This is a genomic window from Yersinia frederiksenii ATCC 33641, from assembly GCF_000754805.1.
GTDB classification, from domain to species: Bacteria; Pseudomonadota; Gammaproteobacteria; order Enterobacterales; family Enterobacteriaceae; genus Yersinia; species Yersinia frederiksenii.
On record NZ_KN150731.1, the window covers coordinates 4,071,329 to 4,091,963 of the forward strand.

Here is a 20,635-nt window from a genome sequence, read left to right on the forward strand (position 1 = left end):
AGTTCGCGGTAAACTGTCGCTAAGTTTAAGCTCACCAATCAGGAAGCGCTATGCATTGCCCGTTTTGTGCCGCTGTGGATACCAAAGTCATTGACTCCCGTCTGGTGAGCGATGGTTCGCAAGTGCGCCGTCGCCGCCAGTGTTTAGATTGTAATGAACGCTTTACCACTTTTGAAGTGGCTGAATTGGTGCTCCCGCGCGTCATTAAAAGTGATGATGTGCGCGAGCCATTCAATGAAGATAAATTACGGCGCGGGATGCTGAAAGCATTAGAAAAGCGGCCCGTCAGCTCTGATGACGTCGAAACCGCGATCAGCCATATTAAATCTCAACTGCGCGCTACTGGCGAACGCGAAGTACCGACCAAAATGGTGGGTAATTTGGTGATGGAAGCACTAAAACGCTTAGATAAAGTTGCCTATATCCGCTTTGCCTCGGTCTATCGCAGCTTTGAAGATATTCGCGAATTCGGTGAAGAGATTGCCCGTTTACAGGATTAGTCGGCATATCCGAAAAGCTTTTAGCACCGTATTGCAGCATAAAAAGTAAGGAAAACCATGCAGCCCGATGAATTTTATATGGCCCGCGCTTTTGAATTGGCGCGGTTGGGGCGTTTTACAACGTCACCTAACCCTAATGTCGGGTGTGTGCTGGTGCGCGACGGCGAGATTGTCGGTGAAGGTTATCACTTGCGTGCCGGGGAACCTCATGCGGAAGTGCATGCACTGCGTATGGCGGGTGAGAAAGCACGGGGGGCTACAGCCTATGTCACCCTTGAACCCTGTAGCCATCATGGTCGTACGCCGCCTTGTGCCGATGCATTGGTGGCGGCGGGAGTGGTACGTGTGGTTGCTGCCATGCAAGATCCTAATCCACAGGTTGCCGGGCGCGGGTTATATAAGCTAAAGCAAGCAGGAATTGCGGTTGATCACGGCCTGATGCTGGCTGAGGCTGAAGCCGTTAATCTTGGCTTCCTGAAACGGATGCGCACTGGTTTTCCCTATTTACAATTGAAAATGGCAGCATCTTTGGATGGGCGCACGGCGATGGCCTCGGGTGAAAGTCAGTGGATTACCTCACCACAGGCGCGCCAGGATGTGCAGCGTTTTCGTGCCGAAAGCTCGGCGATCCTCAGTACCAGCGCCACTGTATTGGCAGATGACCCATCACTCACGGTACGCTGGCAGGAGTTAGATACTGAGACTCAAGCGCGTTATCCCCAAGATACGCTACGTCAACCGACACGCATTATTCTCGATAGCCATAACCGTGTGACGCCTGAACACAAAGTCATACAACAAGAGGGTACATGCTGGCTAGCTCGGGTTGAGGCTGATGAGCAACCATGGCCTGCCAACGTCGAGCAACTTTTGTTACCCCGTCATGGCAATGGCGTGGATTTGGTTTTATTGATGATGCAACTGGGCAAACGGCAAATTAACTCAGTTTGGGTTGAAGCTGGGCCACAATTGGCCGGGGCATTATTACAGGCCGGTGTGGTTGATGAGTTGATACTTTATATCGCGCCAAAGCTGTTAGGTAGCGATGCGCGTGGCTTGTGCCAGTTAGCGGGATTAACCCATTTATCGCAAGCCCCAGAATTCGAATTTAGTGATGTACGTCAGGTGGGGCCAGATCTCCGTTTACGTTTGAAACCGAAGTATTAATGACATTATTCGGCTGAGATCCCCGACGCTCAATCACAGTCTTGCCCGCGTTTTACAAATGCGCAGGGGCGGGGCGTGAAAGAATATGATAGAATCCGCCCCCCTGCGGGGTATGAACCCATATTGAGGAAAGCTATGAACGTTATCGAAGGTGTTGTTGCTACTCCTAATGCCCGCGTGGCGATTGCAATTGCGCGTTTTAACAACTTTATTAACGACAGCCTGCTGGAAGGTGCCATTGATGCCCTTAAGCGCATTGGCCAAGTCTCGGACGACAACATTACTGTTGTTTGGGTGCCGGGTGCCTATGAGTTGCCGCTGGTTGCCAATGTGTTAGCAAAAACAAATCGTTACGATGCGGTAATTGCGCTAGGTACAGTTATCCGTGGGGGCACTGCGCACTTTGAGTATGTTGCTGGTGAAGCAAGTTCTGGTCTATCAAGTGTCGCCATGAACAGTGATATCCCAGTTGCTTTCGGTGTGTTGACCACAGAGAGCATTGAGCAAGCCATTGAGCGTGCTGGAACTAAAGCAGGTAATAAAGGTGCAGAAGCTGCCCTGACCGCGCTTGAAATGATTAATGTAATCAAAGCTATTAAAAGCTGAATTTAGTTAAGTTAAGGGGAATTCCGTGAAACCTGCTGCTCGTCGCCGCGCTCGTGAGTGCGCTGTTCAAGCGCTTTACTCTTGGCAGTTGTCTAAAAACGACATCGCTGATGTTGAATTACAGTTCCTGTCGGAGCAGGATGTCAAAGACGTAGACATCGCCTATTTTCGCGAATTGCTGTCTGGGGTTGCCGTTAATGCCGCATCTCTGGATGCGTTGATGGCGCCAGTTCTTTCCCGCCAGCTCGAAGAATTAGGCCAGGTTGAAAGAGCGGTTCTGCGTATTGCACTGTTTGAACTGAGCAAACGTGATGATGTCCCTTATAAAGTGGCAATCAATGAAGCGATCGAACTTGCCAAAACTTTTGGTGCGGAAGATAGCCATAAGTTCGTCAACGGAGTGCTTGATAAGATAGCTCCGATGGTACGTAAGAAAAAATAATCTCGTTATGCCCTTGGTGCTTGAAGCGATAGGGTTGTTAGCTACCTGCAACTTGACGTTTTCTGGGCTATACCTGAAGTAGTTTGATTAAGGCCGGTTTCCGGCCTTAATCATATATCGGCAAACATTTCTGGAATTGTATTATGGCATGTGGCGAATTTGACCTCATTGCCCGCTACTTTGACCGGTTCAGAAGTAATCGCCGGGATGTAGAGTTGGGTATTGGAGACGACTGCGCACTTCTTACAGTGGCAGATAAACAGCTGTTGGCCATCAGTACAGATACACTGGTGTCCGGTATTCATTTCCTTCCGGATATTGATCCGGCTGATCTTGGTTACAAATCTTTAGCGGTAAACCTGAGCGATTTAGCTGCAATGGGTGCCGATCCTGCTTGGTTATCTCTTGCACTGACCCTCCCTAATGTCAATGAAGACTGGTTGCAAAAATTCAGCGACAGCCTGTTTGATCAACTGAATTATTACGGTATGCAATTGATTGGTGGCGATACCACGCGTGGACCACTGAGTCTGACACTCACTATCCAAGGTTTAGTACCAGAAGGGCGGGCATTGACTCGGGCTGGAGCGCGGATTGGTGACTGGATTTATGTCACTGGCACCTTGGGGGACAGCGCTGCGGGTTTGGCTATCTTGCAAAATGAACTGCGGGTTGATAATGAATCAGACCGTGCGACGTTAATTCATCGCCATTTGCGACCACAGCCACGGATATTGCAGGGCCAAGCATTACGTGACCTTGCCAGTTCCGCGATTGATATTTCGGACGGGCTGATTTCTGATCTGCAACACATTCTCAAAGCCAGTCATTGCGGGGCACGTATTGAGCTGGACGAATTGCCGTATTCAGAGGCACTCACCCGGCAGGTTGATGCTGAACAAGCACTGAGCTGGGCACTGAGTGGCGGTGAAGACTATGAATTGTGCTTTACAGTACCGGAGATAAACCGTGGTGCATTGGAAGTTGCGCTGAGCAATACCGGCGCTGGCTATACCTGTATTGGCCAGATTGGCCCGCAATCGGAAGGGCTAAAGTTCTTGCGTGAAGGTAAAACTGTTGAGTTGGATTTTCAGGGGTTTGACCATTTCTTAGCTGGTAAATCCCATGGATGAAGCCAAACGTCGTCTGCGGTTATCTAATCCGTGGCACCTATTGGCAACCGGCTTTGGCAGTGGATTGTCTCCGTGGGCTCCGGGCACCATGGGGTCGATTGCTGCTATCCCATTCTGGCTGTTATTAATTCAATTACCTTGGCAGGTTTATTCTCTGGCGGTGATGTTCAGCATCTGTATCGGTGTCTATATCTGTCATCGAACTGCCAAAGATATGCGAGTTCATGACCACGGCAGTATCGTGTGGGATGAATTTGTCGGAATGTGGATTACCTTGATGGCCTTGCCGGTGAATGATTGGCAATGGGTAGCAGCCGGTTTTGTAGCATTTCGTATTTTTGATATCTGGAAGCCTTGGCCGATTCGCTGGTTTGACCGCAATATCCATGGCGGCATGGGGATAATGATCGATGATATTATTGCTGGTGTAATTGCTGCCGCGATTATCTTTGTTATCGGGCATTATTGGCCAATAGATTTGTTTTACTGATACCCGTCATCTTTCAAGTTACAGGTGCGTTAGCTGCGCTTAATAACCCGAATCACTTACTGATGTAAGCTCATCGGGACTATCTCGCTGGCCGCCTTCCTGTACCTTGAAATCTATAGGGTATAGGTGTGGTCATCTTTCAAGTTACAGGTGTGTTAGCTGCGCTTAATAACCCGAATCACTTACTGATGTAAGCTCATCGGGACTATCTCGCTGGCCATCTTTGAAGATGCAGGGGGAGTTGGCGGTGCTGAATAGAATCAAGGCATAACCGCGTGGTTATGCCTTAAACTGAGTTATTACGCCAACCATGCTTCAATCTGGCGCTGTATACCTGCGGCATCCAAACCAAATTCAGCCCGCATTTCGTCTTGTTCACCTTGTGGAATAAAGTGGTCAGGTAAACCAAGGTTAAGTACTGGGACTAACTGCCGTTTTGCCATCAGCAACTCATTCACACCACTGCCTGCACCGCCCATAATGGCATTCTCCTCCACCGTGACGAAGACTTCGTGGCTGGCTGCCATCTCCAATATTAGCTCCTCATCCAATGGTTTGACGAAACGCATATCTACCAAAGTGGCATTAAGGTTATCGGCGACAATTTGTGTTTGGGCCAGTAACGTACCGAAGCACAGAATGGCAATTTTTTCACCTTCACGGCGCACAATCCCTTTACCGATAGGCAAGATCGCTAATGGCTCTAATACTGCTCCGGTGCCATTGCCGCGTGGGTAGCGCACTGCTGCGGGCCCATGGTGGTGATAACCGGTGTGCAGCATTTGGCGGCATTCGTTCTCATCGCTTGGAGCCATGATGACCATATTAGGAATGCAGCGCATGAATGAAAGATCGAATGCGCCCTGATGGGTTTGACCATCGGCACCCACCAAACCACCTCGGTCAATTGCGAATAATACCGGCAGATTCTGGATGGCAACATCATGGATTAACTGATCGTAAGCTCGCTGTAGGAAAGTTGAATAGATAGCCACAACGGGTTTATAACCACCAATAGCCAAGCCTGCTGCAAAAGTGACAGCGTGCTGCTCCGCGATTGCAACATCAAAATACTGCTGTGGATATTCGCGTGAGAAACGCACCATACCGGAGCCTTCACGCATGGCTGGGGTAACGGCCATTAACTGGCTATCTTTAGCGGCAGTTTCACATAGCCATTCGCCAAAAATTTTGGAGTAAGTTGGCAAGCTGCCCTGGCTTTTTGGTAAAGTGCCGGAGGCCGGATCAAATTTAGGCACGGCATGCCAGCCGATAGGATCTTTTTCAGCTGGAGCGTAGCCTTTGCCCTTTTTGGTCATGATATGCAACAGTTGCGGGCCTTTCAGGTCGCGCATATTTTTTAAAGTTTGCGTCAATGCCTGCACATCGTGCCCATCAATTGGGCCAATATAATTGAAACCCAACTCTTCAAATAAGGTGCTAGGCACGACCATACCTTTAAGGTGTTCTTCGGTACGTTTCAGCAGATCTTTAATTGGCGGTAAACCGGAGAATGCTTTTTTACCCCCTTCACGCAGGCTGGCGTAGAGCTTGCCAGATAATAATTGAGCCAAATGATTGTTCAGGCCGCCTACGTTTTCAGAGATGGACATTTCGTTATCGTTAAGGATAACCAGCATGTCTGAATGAATATCACCAGCATGATTCATGGCTTCGAAAGCCATACCGGCAGTAATCGCCCCGTCACCAATGACACACACGGTACGTCGCCCTTTACCTTCACGTTCAGCAGCCACTGCCATCCCCAAACCCGCACTGATTGAGGTTGAGGAGTGACCGACAGAAAGCACGTCATACTCACTTTCACCGCGCCACGGGAAAGGATGCAAGCCATCTTTTTGGCGAATTGTGCCTATCTGCTCGCGGCGACCGGTTAATATTTTGTGCGGATAAGCCTGATGGCCCACGTCCCACACCAGATGATCAAATGGGGTGTTGTAGACGTAATGCAACGCGACAGTGAGTTCGACCACACCCAACCCGGAGGCGAAATGCCCACTGGATCGGCTGACAGAGGCGAGCAAATACTGCCGGAGTTCATCACATAACTTCGGCAGACTTTCTTTTGGCAACATGCGCAGTTCTTCAGGGTTCTGCGCAAGTGCCAATGTCGGGTATTTGGCTATATCAAGACTCATTCGATGCTCATATCAAAATTGTAAGTAGGCATTTACGAACTGCCAGTATATTTCTAGTTATCACGCTCAATAATAAAACAGGCTAACGCCTGCAGCGGCGCTATGTTATAGGATTGTTCTGACAGCGCATTCAGGGCGTCAATAGCTTCCTGATAAAGATCCATGGCTTTAGCTTTGGCGCAATCCAATCCCAGCAGAGCCGGGTAGGTACTCTTTCCGAGTTGCTGGTCTGAACCCTGTCGTTTACCAATTGTAGCTGTATCGCCGATAACATCTAAAATATCGTCCTGTACCTGAAAGGCCAGACCGATGGCATTTGCATAACGATCAAGCAACGGCAATGCCTCGCGCCCAGGAGCCCCGGCTGCCAGTGCACCGAGGCGAACAGCTGCGCGGATCAATGCACCGGTTTTATGACGGTGGATTTGCTCAAGGTCGTCCAGTGAGATCTGGCGGGCTTCAGCTTCCAGATCCAATGCCTGCCCGCCACACATCCCGGCAACACCACTGGCATAGGCTAATTCTGCAATCATCGACAGGCGATCTTTATCTGCCACGTCGGGCATTGGGCTCTCTGCCAAGATAGAGAAAGCCAAGGTTTGCAGCGCGTCACCTGCCAAAATGGCATTGGCTTCACCAAATTTTACATGGCAGGTTGGCTGGCCACGGCGCAAATCATCGTCATCCATCGCCGGTAAATCATCATGCATCAATGAATAAGCATGAATACATTCAATTGCCGCAGCTGGGGCATCCAAATTAGCCAGTGACAAGCCAAACATTTGACCGGTGGCATAAACCAGATAAGGACGTAGCCGTTTACCGCCAAGCACCGCACCATAGCGCATGGCTTTGACTAAGTCACTGTTCCCAAAAGGAAGGGGGGCGATGAAGTCCAGTATTGCCTGATTAACCCGTTGCTGATGTGCGGCAAGCTGCTGGTTAAAATCAACGGTTGAGTGGGCGTTAGACATAAGGCTACTCAGCATCCGGAGTAAAAGGGGTTAATGGAGCATCGACATCGTCGCTCAGAAGAACCTGAACGCGCTGTTCAGCCTGCAGCAAGGTTTGTTGCCCAAGGCGCGCCAATTGTACGCCACGCTCAAACTCATTTAATGCTTCTTCCAGCGGAAGTTCACCTGACTCCAGGCGAGTAACAATCTGTTCCAGTTCGCTGAGCGATGTCTCAAAACTGGCAGCTTTGGTTTCGGGTGATGCGGCTTTTTTTGGCATAGTTTTTATTTGACTCGATAGCTTTTATGAAACGTAACCTTGATGGTGCGTAATCTTTTTCTGCTTGCTGAAAGCAACTTTTCATGTCTGAAACTTATTACCGGCTATTCTAGCGGATAATGCAGGGGAAATCGTGGCGTTTAAGTCTGGTTTTTAGTACGCAGTGGCTCCCCATATAGTGATATACTCCACGGCTTGCATGTTTTCGCTAACGCCTTTGACTGTTGCTAATCGATAGCGACGCCATCACTCCATAACCAGACAACTAAAGACCGCCATGAAGTTTATCATTAAATTGTTCCCAGAAATCACCATCAAGAGTCAATCTGTGCGATTGCGCTTCATTAAAATCCTCACAACCAACATTCGCAACGTACTGAAAAACCTTGAGGATGACACCCTTGCGGTGGTCCGTCATTGGGATCATATTGAAATCCGCACCAAAGATGACAATCTTGGCCCACAGATTTGTGATGCCCTGACCCGCGTGCCGGGAATTCACCATATTCTCGAAGTGGAAGATCGTAGCTACACTGATATGCACAATATTTTTGAGCAAACGCTGGAAGCCTACCGCGAAACACTGGTCGGAAAAACTTTCTGTGTGCGGGTTAAACGCCGTGGTAAACATGAATTTTCTTCTGGCGATGTTGAGCGATATGTCGGTGGCGGCCTGAATCAGCATATTGAAAGTGCCAAAGTCAAACTGAATCATCCACAAGTGACCGTTCATCTGGAAGTTGATCAGGATAAACTGACACTGATTAAAGCACGCCATGAAGGGTTAGGTGGCTTCCCGATCGGTACTCAGGAAGATGTTTTATCTCTGATTTCAGGTGGTTTTGACTCCGGTGTCTCCAGCTATATGCTGATGCGCCGAGGCTGTCGTGTACACTATTGCTTCTTCAATCTTGGTGGTTCTGCCCATGAAATTGGCGTGAAGCAAGTGGCGCATTATCTGTGGAATCGTTTTGGCAGTTCCCATCGGGTACGTTTTGTTGCCATTGATTTCGAGCCGGTAGTTGGCGAGATCTTAGAGAAAGTCGAAGATGGCCAGATGGGCGTGGTCTTGAAACGCATGATGGTACGTGCGGCATCTCAGGTTGCCGAACGTTATGGTGTGCAGGCTTTGGTTACCGGTGAAGCTCTGGGGCAGGTTTCCAGCCAGACCCTGACTAACTTACGCTTAATTGATAATGCTTCTGATACCCTGATTCTGCGCCCACTTATCTCGCATGATAAAGAGCACATCATCAACCTGGCGCGGGAAATTGGTACCGAAGATTTCGCGAAAACTATGCCAGAATATTGTGGTGTGATCTCAAAAAGCCCGACAGTGAAAGCAGTTAAGGCCAAGATTGAAGAGGAAGAATCTCACTTTGACTTCTCTATTCTGGACCGGGTTGTCAGTGAAGCTAAAAACGTCGATATCCGTGAAATCGCGGAGCAAAGCCGCGAACAGGTCATTGAAGTTGAAACTGTTGCAGAGCTGGCTGATACCGATGTGCTCTTGGATATCCGTGCGCCAGATGAGCAGGAAGAAAAGCCACTGAAATTAGACAGTGTTACAGTCCGGGCCTTGCCTTTCTATAAACTGAGCACACAATTTGCCGATCTGGATCAGAGCAAGACTTATCTGCTGTATTGCGATCGCGGTGTGATGAGCCGTTTGCAGGCGTTGTATCTGCGCGAGCAGGGTTATACCAACGTGAAAGTTTATCGCCCTTAATTTTTGAATCATTGACGGCTACTGCGCTTTGCCATTCTGGGATTGCGCAGTGCTTGAACTCCTCGCGTACTATGTGTAGGTTGCGTGTTCTGCACAGGGCGCGCCCAAACTCCTTTCGTTCGTTACGTTTCTTAGGGGAGATTGTTCCTCTTTCAATCCCTAATAGCGGTAATCTTTTTTATCGATGCCATATTTTTTCATCCGCAGATAGAGTTTTTTCCGCGGTACCTGCAAATATTCCGCGACATCGTTAATTCGCCCTTGATGAATATTTAGCGCTTCATTAATTATCCGGCACTCATACTGATCAATTCGCTCATCTAGGGGTGTGCAGTCGGTATCACCTGCCAGCTCCCCTGTAGTATCCGCCAGTGGCATGACGCCGACGGCAAATAATTCAGCTGCATTAAGCAATTCACGAATATTCCCCGGCCAAGGGCGGCGGCATAAGCTCTTCACGAAAGTTTCGCTGAGCTGAGGACGCTGGCGATTGAGTCGGGTGCAGGCATTCTCAAGATAATGGCGGAATAATATTTCAATATCACCAGGGCGTCGGGACAGTGGCAGGCACTCAATATGGCTCAGTGAGAAACGATAATAGAGCTCTGGCACCAATTGTTGCTGTGCGGCCAACTGAGTTGCCGGGGTGTGGCTCAAGGCAATCAGGCGGAAACAGCAATCGTCAGGACTTTGCTGCTGAGCTAATGAACGTTGCTGTTGCTGGCTCAGTAACTCGATATTTTTAATCACTAAAGTGCCGCCTGATGCCTGTGCTATCCAACTATCCAGTTGGGCACCCGATTCACTGGCAGGGTCCGCCATCAGTAACGGTTTATCTCTACGCCGACTTAATTGATGTAGATAACGTGCGGCCAGTGTGCGACCGGTTCCCAGTTCGCCATAGAAGAACACCGGCACATCCACATCAGCCAGCATCTGTAATCGCTCACGTAATTGTTTTACCCAACCACTGCTACCCAGTAAGTGCTCACTTAGCTGCTCGCGCTGCCAGCAGCGCCGGGTAATCAGTGCATAGCGGTCAGCAAGCGCTTGATTAACAGTGAGTAATAGCTTTGCTGGATTAACGGGTTTCTCTAAAAAATCATAGGCTCCTTTTTTAACTGCTTCGACCGCCATAGGAACATCACCATGGCCGGTTATCAGTAAAATGGGCAGATGACGATCTTGTTGTAGCAAGACTTCCAGCAGTACCATTCCCGATAATCCGGGCATACAAACATCACTGATCACCATACCGCGCCAGTCTGGCGGGATCATCTCTGCCGCTGCGGTGGGTGAGTTACAGGGATAAACTTGATATCCCTCTTGTGTCAGAATTTGGTGATAAGCCTCTAGCACATCAGCATCATCATCGATCAAAAGAATTTGATGCTCATGAGTTAATGGCGAGAATTTGTCATTTGACATGGTCAAGGCTCCTAAATTGCAGGATCACCATGGCATGGCGATCTAATGTCGAGGCTAGCCGCAGCTCTCCACTGCACTGCTCCATAATTGACTGGCTAATGGATAACCCAATCCCCAGCCCCACTTCCTTGCTGGTGGTAAATGGTTGTAGCAAACGACTAGCCAATGCGAGGGGCCAACCCTGACCATTATCACTGAGTATCAATAACAGATAACCTGGCTGCTGATCCAAACAGACGGTAATCACTGGGGCGGCTTGCGGACTGGCTTCTAATGCATTTGTGAGTAGGTTCACCAGCACCTGTTGAATACGAACTTCATCACCATAGACGGAGGGAATACTCTCTGGTGCGATAAGGCGCGCATTGAGTGGTCGGTGACGTAAGGCGAGTAAATCCCACGCGTCATTTAGGCTGCGGCTAAGATCAATCGGTTGTAATTGTTGGTCTGCATCGCTACGCCGCGAGAATTGACGTAATTGCTTGATGATATTGACAATCCGCAAGTTAAGCCCCTGCATCTTGGCTAAATTACTCTGTAGCGTCTGCTTATCATCGCTTTGTAGCGCGCGTTCACTACTGAAAATATAAAGTGATAACGCATTGAGTGGCTGATTGATTTCATGAGCCAGAGTGGTCATGGTTTGCCCAACCACGGCCAGTTTTGCTGCTTGTATCAGTTCATCCTGAGCTGTACGCAAGTTGTTCTCAATCACCATCCGTTCGCTGATTTCTTGTTTTAACTGATTTTTTTGCTGATTTATTTGGCCGATAGTGCGCCGCAGTAAACCGGCAATTCGCCCAAGCTCATCACCACCATAGACCGGGATGGTGGTGTCCAATTCACCACAACCTAGGCGGGCGACAGATTGATTCAGTAGAGTGAAGCGCTTGATTAAACGGGAACGAATATAAAAATGATTGAGAATAAAGGCAAACAGTAGCGCTAGCAGGGTGGCAATAGCAATCAGCAGGCCACTGATGCTCATGATATGCCCGAGCCGTTGATTAAATGTTTGTAGCTCTTGGTGGCTACTGCCGAGCTGATTTTCTATTTGGGCACGAAACCGGCTGAGAGTCTGCTCCTTGGCGTCGATTGTTTGCTCCAGTAGTGCCAGTGCGGCGGCGCGTTCTTGCAAAATAGCCGGCATTTTCTTATCAGCGATACCGAGGTTGAGCAGTTCATCAATAGTCTGGCGTAAGGTAATGGTACTGGGGTGTTTAGCCAGCGATTGCATATTTGATTCAGCGGTTTGCTTAAGATAGCTGAGATAACGAACGTGGTTATTCAGGCTATCAATATTTGTATTATTCAGTTGCTCACGTAGATCATCGACAATCTGTGTTTCGATATGTGCCAGTGCGTAGACCAGTTGCAACTCATCTTGCACATTGCGCAGTGTTGTTTGCAGTTGTTGGCTTTTCGTCGTACTGGTTTTCTGCGTGAGTTGATCAATTAATGAGCCTTGCTGCCAACTGATATCTTGTGAAAGTGACGTTAGCTCATTATTAAAATCATCATGTAGCCAGTTAATCCGCGCGGCAATTTCTGTCACTTTTTCTTTCGCCAGAAAATTGCTGTACAGAGCGCTGTCCAACTGTGAGAGCAATTCACGGCTGTGATGGAGAGTAATGGCCAGTTGTTGTTGATTATCAGGTGTCAGCCGGTGGCTGGCTTGTTCAATAGTATCCAGACGGTGTGAAATTTGGTCGCGCATCTGAATGCGGGCACTGGTGTTGGGGGCATGTTGGAATTCATTTAATTCTTGAATGAGTGCATTAAGATTTTCTTCTAACTGAAAGGATGCCTGAATTTTAGGGAAGTATTCATTCAGCGCGTAACGGATTTGCTGGCGTTGCTCATTCCAGGAATAGAGACTGACTGCACTGACAAACAGGGTCAAAATGGCACCAAAGGCAAATGCCCAGCGCAAGAGAGAGCTGATGGTGATGCGCTGCCATAACAGATTCATTTAAGCGATTCCAGTTGTTGGATCGCCAAATATTGCTGCTGCTGAAAAAACTGCTGCCATGCCATTAGCTCGGTTTCCTGTGAATTATCGGTATTTTTGGCTTGGTTAAACAATGATAAATAGCGGGTATCAGTTGCCTGCCGGTCCGAAACGGGGATAGCGGTCAACAAAGCACGGATTTCAGGCAGTGGTCGTTTCAAACGAGTTTCCGCATTGTGGAGTGCTTTCCAGGCATCCTGCAATTGATGTAGCCGAAAGCTGATGGCGGTATCGAATAGTTGTTGCACTAACTGCTGACGCAGCAGGATTTGCCGATAATCTAGTGGTGTTTGTTGCAATAAACGTTGTTGCTGTTTGGCACGAGGGTCGCTTTCAGGCAGCGGAGTGACCGGATATTTACCTGTTGCGGTGTCGGACAAAGCTTGTTGTCCAATATCACTGAGCAAGAAATGAATAAAGCGGGTGGCGTCACTCTGATGCGCACTGTTTTTAGTTATTGCAATAAATGTCGGGGAGGCACCACTTTGCGGAAAATAACTGAAAGTGAGTTGCGGGTCTTTTAATAGTAAAGTGGCATAGTTATCAATAATTGGCCCGGCGACACCTAATCCGGTTTTAATTTTATTCGAGACGCCAAAACTGCGCGATGAAATCGTCGCCAAATTCCCCGAAACCTCCAACAAAGTAGCCCAACCTTGCTCCCAGCCACGTTCCTGCAATAAGGTTTCTATCATCAGATGATTAGTATCCGAGCGAGAGGGGCTACTCATCAAAATCATTCCCTGATAGCGGGCATCTTTCAGCCCTTCCCATGTCGTCGGGGTAGGTAAATGTTTCTCTTTTAATCGCGCACTGTTTGCCAAAATACCGTAGCCCGAAATTGCCACCGCGACAGTAGAATTGCGGATGGATTCAGGGACTAACTGTTGCTGGTTTTGCCGTGGCAGTGGTGGCAGAGGATTTAACTGTTGGTGATCTTGTAAGTGCTGCATCAACATGGGCGATGATGTGAGTATTAAATCAATACTTTCTCCCATCGGAGTATCCAGCAGCCGTTCAAGTGAAGAACTGGTGCGATTAAGGGTACGCACGGCAATAGATTGTGGTTGTTTTTGCCACTGAGAAATAATATGCGCTGTGGCTTCAGGGGAGAATGTCGTCGCAATAACCAGTTCATTCGCCATACTGGCACACGTAAAGCTGGCAGTGAAAATTATACTCAGCAGCAATGTAGTTAATGCTCGCATATATTTTATTTCCTCTGGCAATGTGTGACTAATATCAAAAAAACAATAAATAAAAGCTATATTTTTTCAGGGAATATTGTTCTTGTTTGTCCCATTTTTATCTTTTTTAGACAAATAAAATAACAATAATGATAAATGAGTTAATTTTGACTCATAATTCCCCGCCCATTGTGTCGATATTGAAACATATTAGCACTGTTGCATCCGTCAAGGCATCATTGCATGCTGGTCTGGCAACATAATGACGCAGTAGACCCAGTAATATCAACTGGTTTATGTCTGTGTTGTCATCCATTTATTACGATGGTGATATTGCCACAAAAATAATTATTGGCATCAATGCCAGGGTTTCTATTTTTCTAAAAATGAATTTAATAATAAATCGGTAAGGTGAACTATGCTCTCATTTATGAAGCCTAAAGTTGCAACGCATAAAGTCCCCGATGATAAAGTTATTGCTACATATAATCGTTATCGGGCTCAGGCGCTGTTCAGTATATTTATTGGTTATCTTTCTTACTATATTGTGAGAAATAACTTCACACTCTCAACACCTTATTTAAAAGAACAATTACATCTCAGCGCAACAGAAATAGGTTTGTTGAGCAGTTGTATGTTAATTGCTTATGGTATCAGCAAAGGCATCATGAGTAGTTTGGCGGATAAAGCCAATCCCAAAGTGTATATGGCGGTCGGATTACTACTTTGTGCATTGGTTAACGTCGGGCTGGGGTTTAGCGGGGCATTTTGGTTATTCGCGGTCTTGGTCATTTTTAACGGCTTCTTCCAGGGCATGGGGGTGGGGCCCTCTTTTATTACCATCGCCAATTGGTTCCCGCGCCGTGAACGAGGCCGAGTCGGCGCTATCTGGAATATTTCACATAACGTCGGAGGCGGTATTGTCGCGCCCATTGTCGGCGGGGCATTCGCCATTTTAGGTACTGAACATTGGCAAACCGCCAGTTATATTGTGCCCGCAGGTGTTGCGGTTGTGTTAGGTTCACTGGTTTTACTGCTAGGGAAAGGTTCACCGGTAAGTGAGGGCTTACCTCCACTACAAAAAATCATGCCTGAAGACTTGGTTGTGGAGCCGATAAAAGCCGGGCAACAAGCCCCGGAGAATATGTCAGCATTTCAGATTTTTTGTACTTACGTATTGAAGAATAAACATGCCTGGTATGTCTCATTTGTTGATGTGTTCGTTTATATGGTGCGCTTCGGCATGATTAGCTGGCTGCCTATTTACTTACTGACAGAAAAGCATTTCACCAAAGGAGAGATGAGCGTCGCTTTCTTATTCTTTGAATGGGCGGCAATTCCTTCGACGCTATTAGCGGGTTGGTTATCTGATAAGTTCTTCCGTGGACGCCGGATGCCACTGGCGATGATCTGTATGGTGATGATATTTATCTGCCTTATTGGTTATTGGCAGTGTGACTCGTTACTGATGGTGACTTTCTTTGCGGCTATTGTTGGTTGCTTAATCTACGTCCCGCAATTCCTGGCTTCAGTACAAACCATGGAGATTGTTCCGAGCTTTGCTGTGGGTTCCGCCGTCGGTTTGCGTGGTTTTATGAGTTATATTCTGGGCGCATCGTTAGGGACCAGCCTGTTCGGTATTATGGTTGACAGAGTGGGTTGGCACGGCGGTTTCTATTTGCTGATGGGCGGAATTGTCTGCTGCATTATTTTCTGTTATCTGTCACACCGTGGGGTGTTGGAACTGGAACGCGATCGTAAAAGTCAGCAGGCTCAAATAGGCAAAGAAGCCTTGGCCTGATTTGTCACAAATATAACACCGCCCATTTTGGGTCAGATAAAATGGGCGGTTCTTTTGATTCTCTATCTACTATTCGCGGTAGTTATAAATTCCCGGAGGTAATACCAACTGCCAGGCAATTTCTTCAGCTTTCTCGCGCCCAAGCAGTAAGAAAACAATCTTCAGAGCGAAATCAATTGATGTTCCTGGCCCTTGACTGGTCACCAAATTCACCCGCCGGTCATAAACAACTCGCTGATCCATCCATTTAGTGGCGGTAATTTTATCTTTCAGCGCCGGAAACCCCGTCATATTCCCCACCGGGAACAGATTGTGATGTTCAAGCACTAAGGCGGGGGCAGCACAGATTGCTGCGACCAAACGGCCTTCATTATGGGTTTGCTGCACGGTCGCGACTAATAGCGGGCTGTCACGAAAGCATTCTGCCCCTTTAATACCGCCGGGCAGCACCACCACATCAAATTTTTCATCCGCCACATCCACTAGCCGTGCATCAGCCAATAACCGCACGCCGCGTGAACAGACGATTTCTAATGCACCGTCGCTGGCAACACTGGCGGTCGTAACCTGAATACCCGCGCGCACCAGAATATCAATAGTGGTAACCGCTTCTGTTTCTTCGCTACCAGGAGCCAGGCAAACCAGCGCCGATACGCTCATACTCATTTTCCTTACGCTTAATTAAATCATACAGCCGGGAATTCTCCGGTAATACCATGCCGTGGCTACGTGCGCGTCGCAGTAAATAACCGGTGATGTAGTCTATTTCGGTGTGCCGTTGGCAACGTAAATCCTGCAATAGAGACGAGATGTTATCTGCCGTATTCTGGATAACATCGTTAACGTAGCTAAGTAGGCTGTCAGTTGAGGTATGGTAACCTTCCATCTCCATCACACTGGCGACCTCAGCACACAAACGGGTAATCAACTCTGGGTAGCGTTGCAAATCACCATTACGGCAATTATACAGTCCCGTCAGTGGGTTAATTACACAATTTACCGCTAATTTTTGCCAACATGCGGCTGAAATATCATTATGCCAAGCAACATCCGGTAGTGCCTGATGCAAAACATCGGCCAGATGGCTGATATCTATTATTGTGGGTGAGGTCGGGCCGATATGAGTAATACCGCTGGCAACATGGACAATCGTGTTGCCGTCGCGACGAGCGGCATGTGTGGTGACACCATGCAGGAAAACATGCTCATCCCGAGGCAATTCCTCCTGAGTTCCCATCCCGTTATGTAGCAGTAAAATATGACATTCAGGGTTTAGTTTAGGTAGCAAAGTGCTAACGGCACTGGAAACTTGCCATGCCTTTAAGCACACTAGCAGTAATTCACTTTTCGACAAATGCTCTGGATCGTTCGTCGGGAGGTTCTGATTGAAAGCCTCGCCGTTTAACGTAATGACATTGACTGAACAAAAGGGCTGTGGCACACGAAGCCAGCCTTGTACATCATGGCCTTGCTGGTATAACGCGGATAGCCATAATTGCCCGAGAGCTCCGCAACCAAGCACAGTAATTTTCATTGAGACCTCCTTGGTGTGAGCAGTAATACACGACTTTTTTCTAGGTGTTATGCTTTGATTATAGACTTTTTGGTCATTAAAAGCAGAGTTAGCTACCAGCTCGGTTAGCGAAGAACCGCAGCTTAGTTGAGCCATTGTCAGCAGCTTGGCTTTGTCTGTGGGGGATAAAGCAGTTATTATGCTTGCCATTCATCTTATCAGGAGGAGGGAATATGCCATCTTTCGACATCGTATCTGAAATTGATATGCAGGAAGTGCGTAATGCCGTTGAAAACGCCACCCGTGATCTGGCGAACCGTTGGGATTTTCGTAATGTTCCAGCGAGTTTTGAATTAAATGAGAAGAACGAAAGTATCAAAGTTGTTAGTGAATCTGATTTTCAGGTTGAGCAACTGCTGGATATTTTGCGTGCTCAACTGACTAAGCGTGGCATTGAAGGTGCAGCGTTGGAGATCCCGGAAGAAATGGATCGCAGCGGCAAAACCTACAGTGTAGAAGCCAAGCTGAAACAAGGCATTGAAAGTGTGCAGGCCAAAAAGCTGGTCAAGCTAATTAAAGACAGCAAACTGAAAGTCCAGGCGCAAATTCAGGGCGAACAAGTGCGCGTGACCGGCAAAGCTCGTGATGATTTGCAGAGTGTGATGGCATTGGTTCGCGGTGCTGATCTGGGCCAGCCATTCCAGTTTAATAATTTCCGCGACTAAGTCAGTGGATAAAGAGGAACGCTAACCGCCGAGCGGTTTTTGTTCCTCATTTTATTATCTGGCAGGCTTTTTACGCATTGGTTAGGCGGTGTTAACCAACTGCTCCAACTGACTACGATTGGTCTTTTTCGTATCAACTTTCACGTAAGCACTCCGTTCTGCCGTCACCACCACCGCTTCTGTGACTCCCGGTTGGGCTTTAATCCGCTCTTCTAATGCCGAGTCTTTGACCGCCAATTCTGACAACGTAATTCGCAGGCTACTGACATAAGGGGGTTCCTGCATCGTGGTGCTGACGGCAAACCACACCAGCGCGATAACCGCTCCGGCGGCAAATACCATGCTTGCCCCTTCCATACCAAATATCCAACCGCCTAAACTCCCGCCGATAGCCACGCCAATAAACTGGCTGGTGGAGTAGATCCCCATTGCCGTACCTTTATAACCCGCCGGAGATTCTTTGCTAATTAATGAAGGCAATATCGCTTCCATGACATTGAAGGCGATAAAGAATAGCTGCACACCGGCAATGATGACCCACAGCTGTTGCCCGGCTGACCACAGCATCACTTCGGCGGCAAACAGCACGGCGACACAGCCCATGAAAACCTGCTTCATGCGGCGCTTGATTTCAGCATAGATAATGAATGGCACTACGGCGGCGAACGAGACCAACATCGTCACCAGATAGACAATCCAATGCTGGGCAGGGGCTAATCCGGCACTGGCCATAATTTGTGGTAAAGCCACAAAGCTCGACATCAATAAGATATGCAGGCACATGATGCCAAAATTGAGTTTAAGTAGCCGGCTGTTGTTGAGAACCTTACTCACACTGCCTTTGACGATACTGGACTCGCGGTTAAGTACATGCCGCTCAGCATCAGGTACCACCGCTAAAGTGACGACAATACCTAATAATGCCAGTATGGCTATACCCCAGAACAGGGCATGCAGACCAAAGGCATGAGTGACTATTGGCCCAATAACCATCGCGATAGCAAAGGTGATACCAAAACTGACGCCAATAAATGCCATTGCTTTGGTGCGGTTTTGTTCTCGTGTCAGGTCAGATAATAGTGCCATGACCGCGGCAGCAATTGCACCAGAGCCTTGCAATGCCCGACCCAGAATGATGCCCCAGATAGAATCACTCAGTGCCGCAATCACGCTACCTAACGCAAAAACCAACAAACCGCCGACGATCAGGGGTTTGCGACCAATTTTGTCGGAAACTAGCCCAAAGGGAATTTGGAAAATGGCTTGAGACAGACCGTAGATACCAATAGCAAGACCAATCAGTGCTTCACTGGCTCCAGAAAGTGCCATGCCATAGGTGGTGAGAACCGGCAGCACCATGAACATGCCAAGCATGCGCAAAGAGAAAACCGTACCTAGCCCCCAAGTCGCCCGAAGCTCTAGCGGAGTCATTTTATTGTCGTTCATTACCACCTCAGAAAAACCAATTGCACTATTGTAATGATGTTAACGTCAACCGGTAAATCTATTGATGTTTAGAATGTATTACAGGCGAGTTTTAAGATAACAGCAGGGTAGGGCAGAAATAAAAAAATGGCTGTCAGAAACAGCCATTTTTACATCAATAGGGTTGAAATTATCCGACGTAAGTCAGTAATCCCGTCGAGGAAGGGACATTGAAATCAACCGACATCATGACGCTCAATGACGTAATGGCAATGATAGAGAAGACAAAGAGTTTTCTCGCCCATACGATGTCATTGGTTGCTTTGTAGCCGCGCAATGCCATTCCCAGCCACCAGACACTTACCGCCGCAGCAACAACCAGATATTTATAACCGGCATAGCCACTTAAGGTTAGCATCAAGGTCGCGACCATAAATGCCAAAATATAAAGGGTAATATGGTTTTTGGTGACCGATATTCCTTTTATCACCGGCAGAACCGGGATATTGGCAGCTTGATAATCCTTAAAACGGAAAATCGCGATGGCATAAGAGTGCGGCATTTGCCACAAGCTGAAGATAAGCAGCAGGATCAATGCACCCATATCGAACTGCCCGGTAACAGCACAGTAGCCAATCACCGGCGGTGCGGCACCTGACAAGCTGCCAATCAACGTGCCGTAGACTGATTTTCGTTTCATGTAGAGGCTATAAACCCCGACATAGATAACGAAACCAATGACTGCCAGCATCATTGCTAATAGATTGGCGGCGACGTAGAGCAACAGCATGCCAGCAATACCCAGTACTGATGCATAAATCAGGCTCACTTTCGGATCGATAAGCCCTTTCACCAGGACACGATTCTTCGTTCTCTCCATGATACGGTCGATATCACGGTCGATATAGTTGTTAAAAACACACCCGGAGGCAACAACTAACGAGACACCGAACAGGGTGGCGAGAAAAAGGGGGTAATCAATCACGCCTTTGGAAGCGAGGAGAAATCCCCCAACGACAGAAATTAAATTGCCGAAAATAATTCCTGGTTTAGTTACTTGCAGGTATTGCTTAATCATCACATGCA

19 protein-coding genes are annotated in these 20,635 nt (G+C 47.9%); 9 read left to right on the plus strand and 10 right to left on the minus strand.

Features of this window, described 5'->3' with window-relative positions; all coding sequences use genetic code 11:
* The first annotated feature begins 50 nt into the window (after positions 1 to 50).
* The 6 genes from nrdR (at position 51) to pgpA (ending at position 4,338) form a co-directional block, all read left to right on the plus strand.
* Entirely contained in the window at positions 51 to 500 is a 450-nt protein-coding gene (gene nrdR / locus DJ58_RS03895) for a transcriptional regulator NrdR (protein ID WP_004707531.1), read from the plus strand.
* Between the two features lie 57 nt (positions 501 to 557).
* Positions 558 to 1,667, plus strand: coding sequence for a bifunctional diaminohydroxyphosphoribosylaminopyrimidine deaminase/5-amino-6-(5-phosphoribosylamino)uracil reductase RibD (ribD, locus tag DJ58_RS03890; protein WP_004707533.1), 1,110 nt, complete (start codon positions 558 to 560; stop codon positions 1,665 to 1,667).
* Between the two features lie 135 nt (positions 1,668 to 1,802).
* Positions 1,803 to 2,273: a 6,7-dimethyl-8-ribityllumazine synthase gene (ribH, locus tag DJ58_RS03885; protein WP_004707535.1), complete on the plus strand. Its 471-nt coding sequence runs from the start codon at positions 1,803 to 1,805 to the stop codon at positions 2,271 to 2,273.
* A gap of 25 nt (positions 2,274 to 2,298) precedes the next feature.
* A complete protein-coding gene (gene nusB / locus DJ58_RS03880; RefSeq protein ID WP_004707536.1) occupies positions 2,299 to 2,715 on the plus strand; it encodes a transcription antitermination factor NusB in 417 nt (138 codons plus the stop codon).
* A gap of 143 nt (positions 2,716 to 2,858) precedes the next feature.
* Positions 2,859 to 3,848, plus strand: a complete 990-nt coding sequence (gene thiL / locus DJ58_RS03875) for a thiamine-phosphate kinase (protein ID WP_032910666.1) — start codon at positions 2,859 to 2,861, stop codon at positions 3,846 to 3,848.
* Positions 3,841 to 4,338, plus strand: coding sequence for a phosphatidylglycerophosphatase A (pgpA, locus tag DJ58_RS03870; protein ID WP_032910667.1), 498 nt, complete (start codon positions 3,841 to 3,843; stop codon positions 4,336 to 4,338). The genes thiL and pgpA overlap by 8 nt, the downstream gene beginning before the upstream one ends.
* A gap of 299 nt (positions 4,339 to 4,637) precedes the next feature.
* Here pgpA and dxs read toward each other — a convergent pair whose 3' ends face one another.
* Genes dxs through xseB form a run of 3 tightly spaced genes read right to left on the minus strand, consistent with a single transcriptional unit; the run spans position 4,638 to position 7,730 of the window.
* Positions 4,638 to 6,497, minus strand: coding sequence for a 1-deoxy-D-xylulose-5-phosphate synthase (gene dxs, locus DJ58_RS03865; RefSeq protein ID WP_004707542.1), 1,860 nt, complete (start codon positions 6,495 to 6,497; stop codon positions 4,638 to 4,640).
* A 53-nt stretch (positions 6,498 to 6,550) separates the two neighbouring features.
* Complete coding sequence (ispA, locus tag DJ58_RS03860) at positions 6,551 to 7,471, minus strand: (2E,6E)-farnesyl diphosphate synthase (protein ID WP_004707543.1); 921 nt, start codon at positions 7,469 to 7,471, stop codon at positions 6,551 to 6,553.
* Between the two features lie 4 nt (positions 7,472 to 7,475).
* On the minus strand, positions 7,476 to 7,730 hold the full coding sequence (gene xseB, locus DJ58_RS03855) for an exodeoxyribonuclease VII small subunit (RefSeq protein ID WP_004707544.1): 255 nt from the start codon (positions 7,728 to 7,730) through the stop codon (positions 7,476 to 7,478).
* Positions 7,731 to 8,007: 277 nt separating this feature from the next.
* Here xseB and thiI point away from each other — a divergent pair, with 277 nt between their 5' ends.
* Positions 8,008 to 9,459, plus strand: coding sequence for a tRNA uracil 4-sulfurtransferase ThiI (gene thiI, locus DJ58_RS03850; RefSeq protein WP_004707546.1), 1,452 nt, complete (start codon positions 8,008 to 8,010; stop codon positions 9,457 to 9,459).
* Between the two features lie 159 nt (positions 9,460 to 9,618).
* Here the strand turns inward: thiI and pgtA are convergent, their stop codons facing one another.
* The 3 genes from pgtA to DJ58_RS03835 are packed head-to-tail and all read right to left on the minus strand — an operon-like array spanning position 9,619 to position 14,106.
* Positions 9,619 to 10,887 carry a two-component system response regulator PgtA gene (pgtA, locus tag DJ58_RS03845; protein ID WP_050413890.1) on the minus strand — a complete coding sequence of 423 codons (1,269 nt, stop codon included), beginning with the start codon at positions 10,885 to 10,887 and terminating at the stop codon, positions 9,619 to 9,621.
* A complete protein-coding gene (pgtB, locus tag DJ58_RS03840; protein ID WP_032910668.1) occupies positions 10,877 to 12,859 on the minus strand; it encodes a two-component system sensor histidine kinase PgtB in 1,983 nt (660 codons plus the stop codon). The genes pgtA and pgtB overlap by 11 nt, the downstream gene beginning before the upstream one ends.
* Positions 12,856 to 14,106, minus strand: a complete 1,251-nt coding sequence (locus DJ58_RS03835; protein WP_004707551.1) for an ABC transporter substrate-binding protein — start codon at positions 14,104 to 14,106, stop codon at positions 12,856 to 12,858. Before DJ58_RS03835 ends, pgtB begins: the two co-directional genes overlap by 4 nt.
* Before the next feature lie 397 nt (positions 14,107 to 14,503).
* Between DJ58_RS03835 and pgtP the strand changes: the two genes are divergently transcribed.
* Positions 14,504 to 15,886, plus strand: coding sequence for a phosphoglycerate transporter PgtP (gene pgtP, locus DJ58_RS03830; protein WP_032910669.1), 1,383 nt, complete (start codon positions 14,504 to 14,506; stop codon positions 15,884 to 15,886).
* 69 nt (positions 15,887 to 15,955) lie between these two features.
* Here the strand turns inward: pgtP and yajL are convergent, their stop codons facing one another.
* Positions 15,956 to 16,546: a protein deglycase YajL gene (gene yajL / locus DJ58_RS03825; RefSeq protein WP_032910670.1), complete on the minus strand. Its 591-nt coding sequence runs from the start codon at positions 16,544 to 16,546 to the stop codon at positions 15,956 to 15,958.
* Positions 16,509 to 17,420: a 2-dehydropantoate 2-reductase gene (gene panE, locus DJ58_RS03820; RefSeq protein ID WP_032910671.1), complete on the minus strand. Its 912-nt coding sequence runs from the start codon at positions 17,418 to 17,420 to the stop codon at positions 16,509 to 16,511. The genes yajL and panE overlap by 38 nt, the downstream gene beginning before the upstream one ends.
* 212 nt (positions 17,421 to 17,632) lie before the next feature.
* Here panE and DJ58_RS03815 point away from each other — a divergent pair, with 212 nt between their 5' ends.
* Positions 17,633 to 18,124 carry a YajQ family cyclic di-GMP-binding protein gene (locus DJ58_RS03815; protein ID WP_004707559.1) on the plus strand — a complete coding sequence of 164 codons (492 nt, stop codon included), beginning with the start codon at positions 17,633 to 17,635 and terminating at the stop codon, positions 18,122 to 18,124.
* 81 nt (positions 18,125 to 18,205) lie between these two features.
* Here DJ58_RS03815 and DJ58_RS03810 read toward each other — a convergent pair whose 3' ends face one another.
* Complete coding sequence (locus DJ58_RS03810; RefSeq protein WP_032910672.1) at positions 18,206 to 19,570, minus strand: MFS transporter; 1,365 nt, start codon at positions 19,568 to 19,570, stop codon at positions 18,206 to 18,208.
* A 169-nt stretch (positions 19,571 to 19,739) separates the two neighbouring features.
* Positions 19,740 to 20,627 carry a heme o synthase gene (gene cyoE / locus DJ58_RS03805; protein WP_032910673.1) on the minus strand — a complete coding sequence of 296 codons (888 nt, stop codon included), beginning with the start codon at positions 20,625 to 20,627 and terminating at the stop codon, positions 19,740 to 19,742.
* Between the last annotated feature and the right edge of the window lie 8 nt (positions 20,628 to 20,635).

What these genes read in the sequence shown, in the direction of transcription:
- pgpA (WP_032910667.1), top strand. Translation starts at nt 3,841, where the DNA reads ATGGATGAAGCCAAACGTCGTCTGCGGTTATCTAATCCGTGGCACCTA.
- DJ58_RS03835 (WP_004707551.1), bottom strand. Translation starts at nt 14,106, where the DNA reads ATGCGAGCATTAACTACATTGCTGCTGAGTATAATTTTCACTGCCAGC.
- pgtB (WP_032910668.1), bottom strand. Translation starts at nt 12,859, where the DNA reads ATGAATCTGTTATGGCAGCGCATCACCATCAGCTCTCTCTTGCGCTGG.
- DJ58_RS03815 (WP_004707559.1), top strand. Translation starts at nt 17,633, where the DNA reads ATGCCATCTTTCGACATCGTATCTGAAATTGATATGCAGGAAGTGCGT.
- thiL (WP_032910666.1), top strand. Translation starts at nt 2,859, where the DNA reads ATGGCATGTGGCGAATTTGACCTCATTGCCCGCTACTTTGACCGGTTC.
- pgtA (WP_050413890.1), bottom strand. Translation starts at nt 10,887, where the DNA reads ATGTCAAATGACAAATTCTCGCCATTAACTCATGAGCATCAAATTCTT.
- dxs (WP_004707542.1), bottom strand. Translation starts at nt 6,497, where the DNA reads ATGAGTCTTGATATAGCCAAATACCCGACATTGGCACTTGCGCAGAAC.
- ribH (WP_004707535.1), top strand. Translation starts at nt 1,803, where the DNA reads ATGAACGTTATCGAAGGTGTTGTTGCTACTCCTAATGCCCGCGTGGCG.
- panE (WP_032910671.1), bottom strand. Translation starts at nt 17,420, where the DNA reads ATGAAAATTACTGTGCTTGGTTGCGGAGCTCTCGGGCAATTATGGCTA.
- ribD (WP_004707533.1), top strand. Translation starts at nt 558, where the DNA reads ATGCAGCCCGATGAATTTTATATGGCCCGCGCTTTTGAATTGGCGCGG.
- nrdR (WP_004707531.1), top strand. Translation starts at nt 51, where the DNA reads ATGCATTGCCCGTTTTGTGCCGCTGTGGATACCAAAGTCATTGACTCC.
- yajL (WP_032910670.1), bottom strand. Translation starts at nt 16,546, where the DNA reads ATGAGCGTATCGGCGCTGGTTTGCCTGGCTCCTGGTAGCGAAGAAACA.
- xseB (WP_004707544.1), bottom strand. Translation starts at nt 7,730, where the DNA reads ATGCCAAAAAAAGCCGCATCACCCGAAACCAAAGCTGCCAGTTTTGAG.
- thiI (WP_004707546.1), top strand. Translation starts at nt 8,008, where the DNA reads ATGAAGTTTATCATTAAATTGTTCCCAGAAATCACCATCAAGAGTCAA.
- DJ58_RS03810 (WP_032910672.1), bottom strand. Translation starts at nt 19,570, where the DNA reads ATGAACGACAATAAAATGACTCCGCTAGAGCTTCGGGCGACTTGGGGG.
- ispA (WP_004707543.1), bottom strand. Translation starts at nt 7,471, where the DNA reads ATGTCTAACGCCCACTCAACCGTTGATTTTAACCAGCAGCTTGCCGCA.
- pgtP (WP_032910669.1), top strand. Translation starts at nt 14,504, where the DNA reads ATGCTCTCATTTATGAAGCCTAAAGTTGCAACGCATAAAGTCCCCGAT.
- cyoE (WP_032910673.1), bottom strand. Translation starts at nt 20,627, where the DNA reads ATGATTAAGCAATACCTGCAAGTAACTAAACCAGGAATTATTTTCGGC.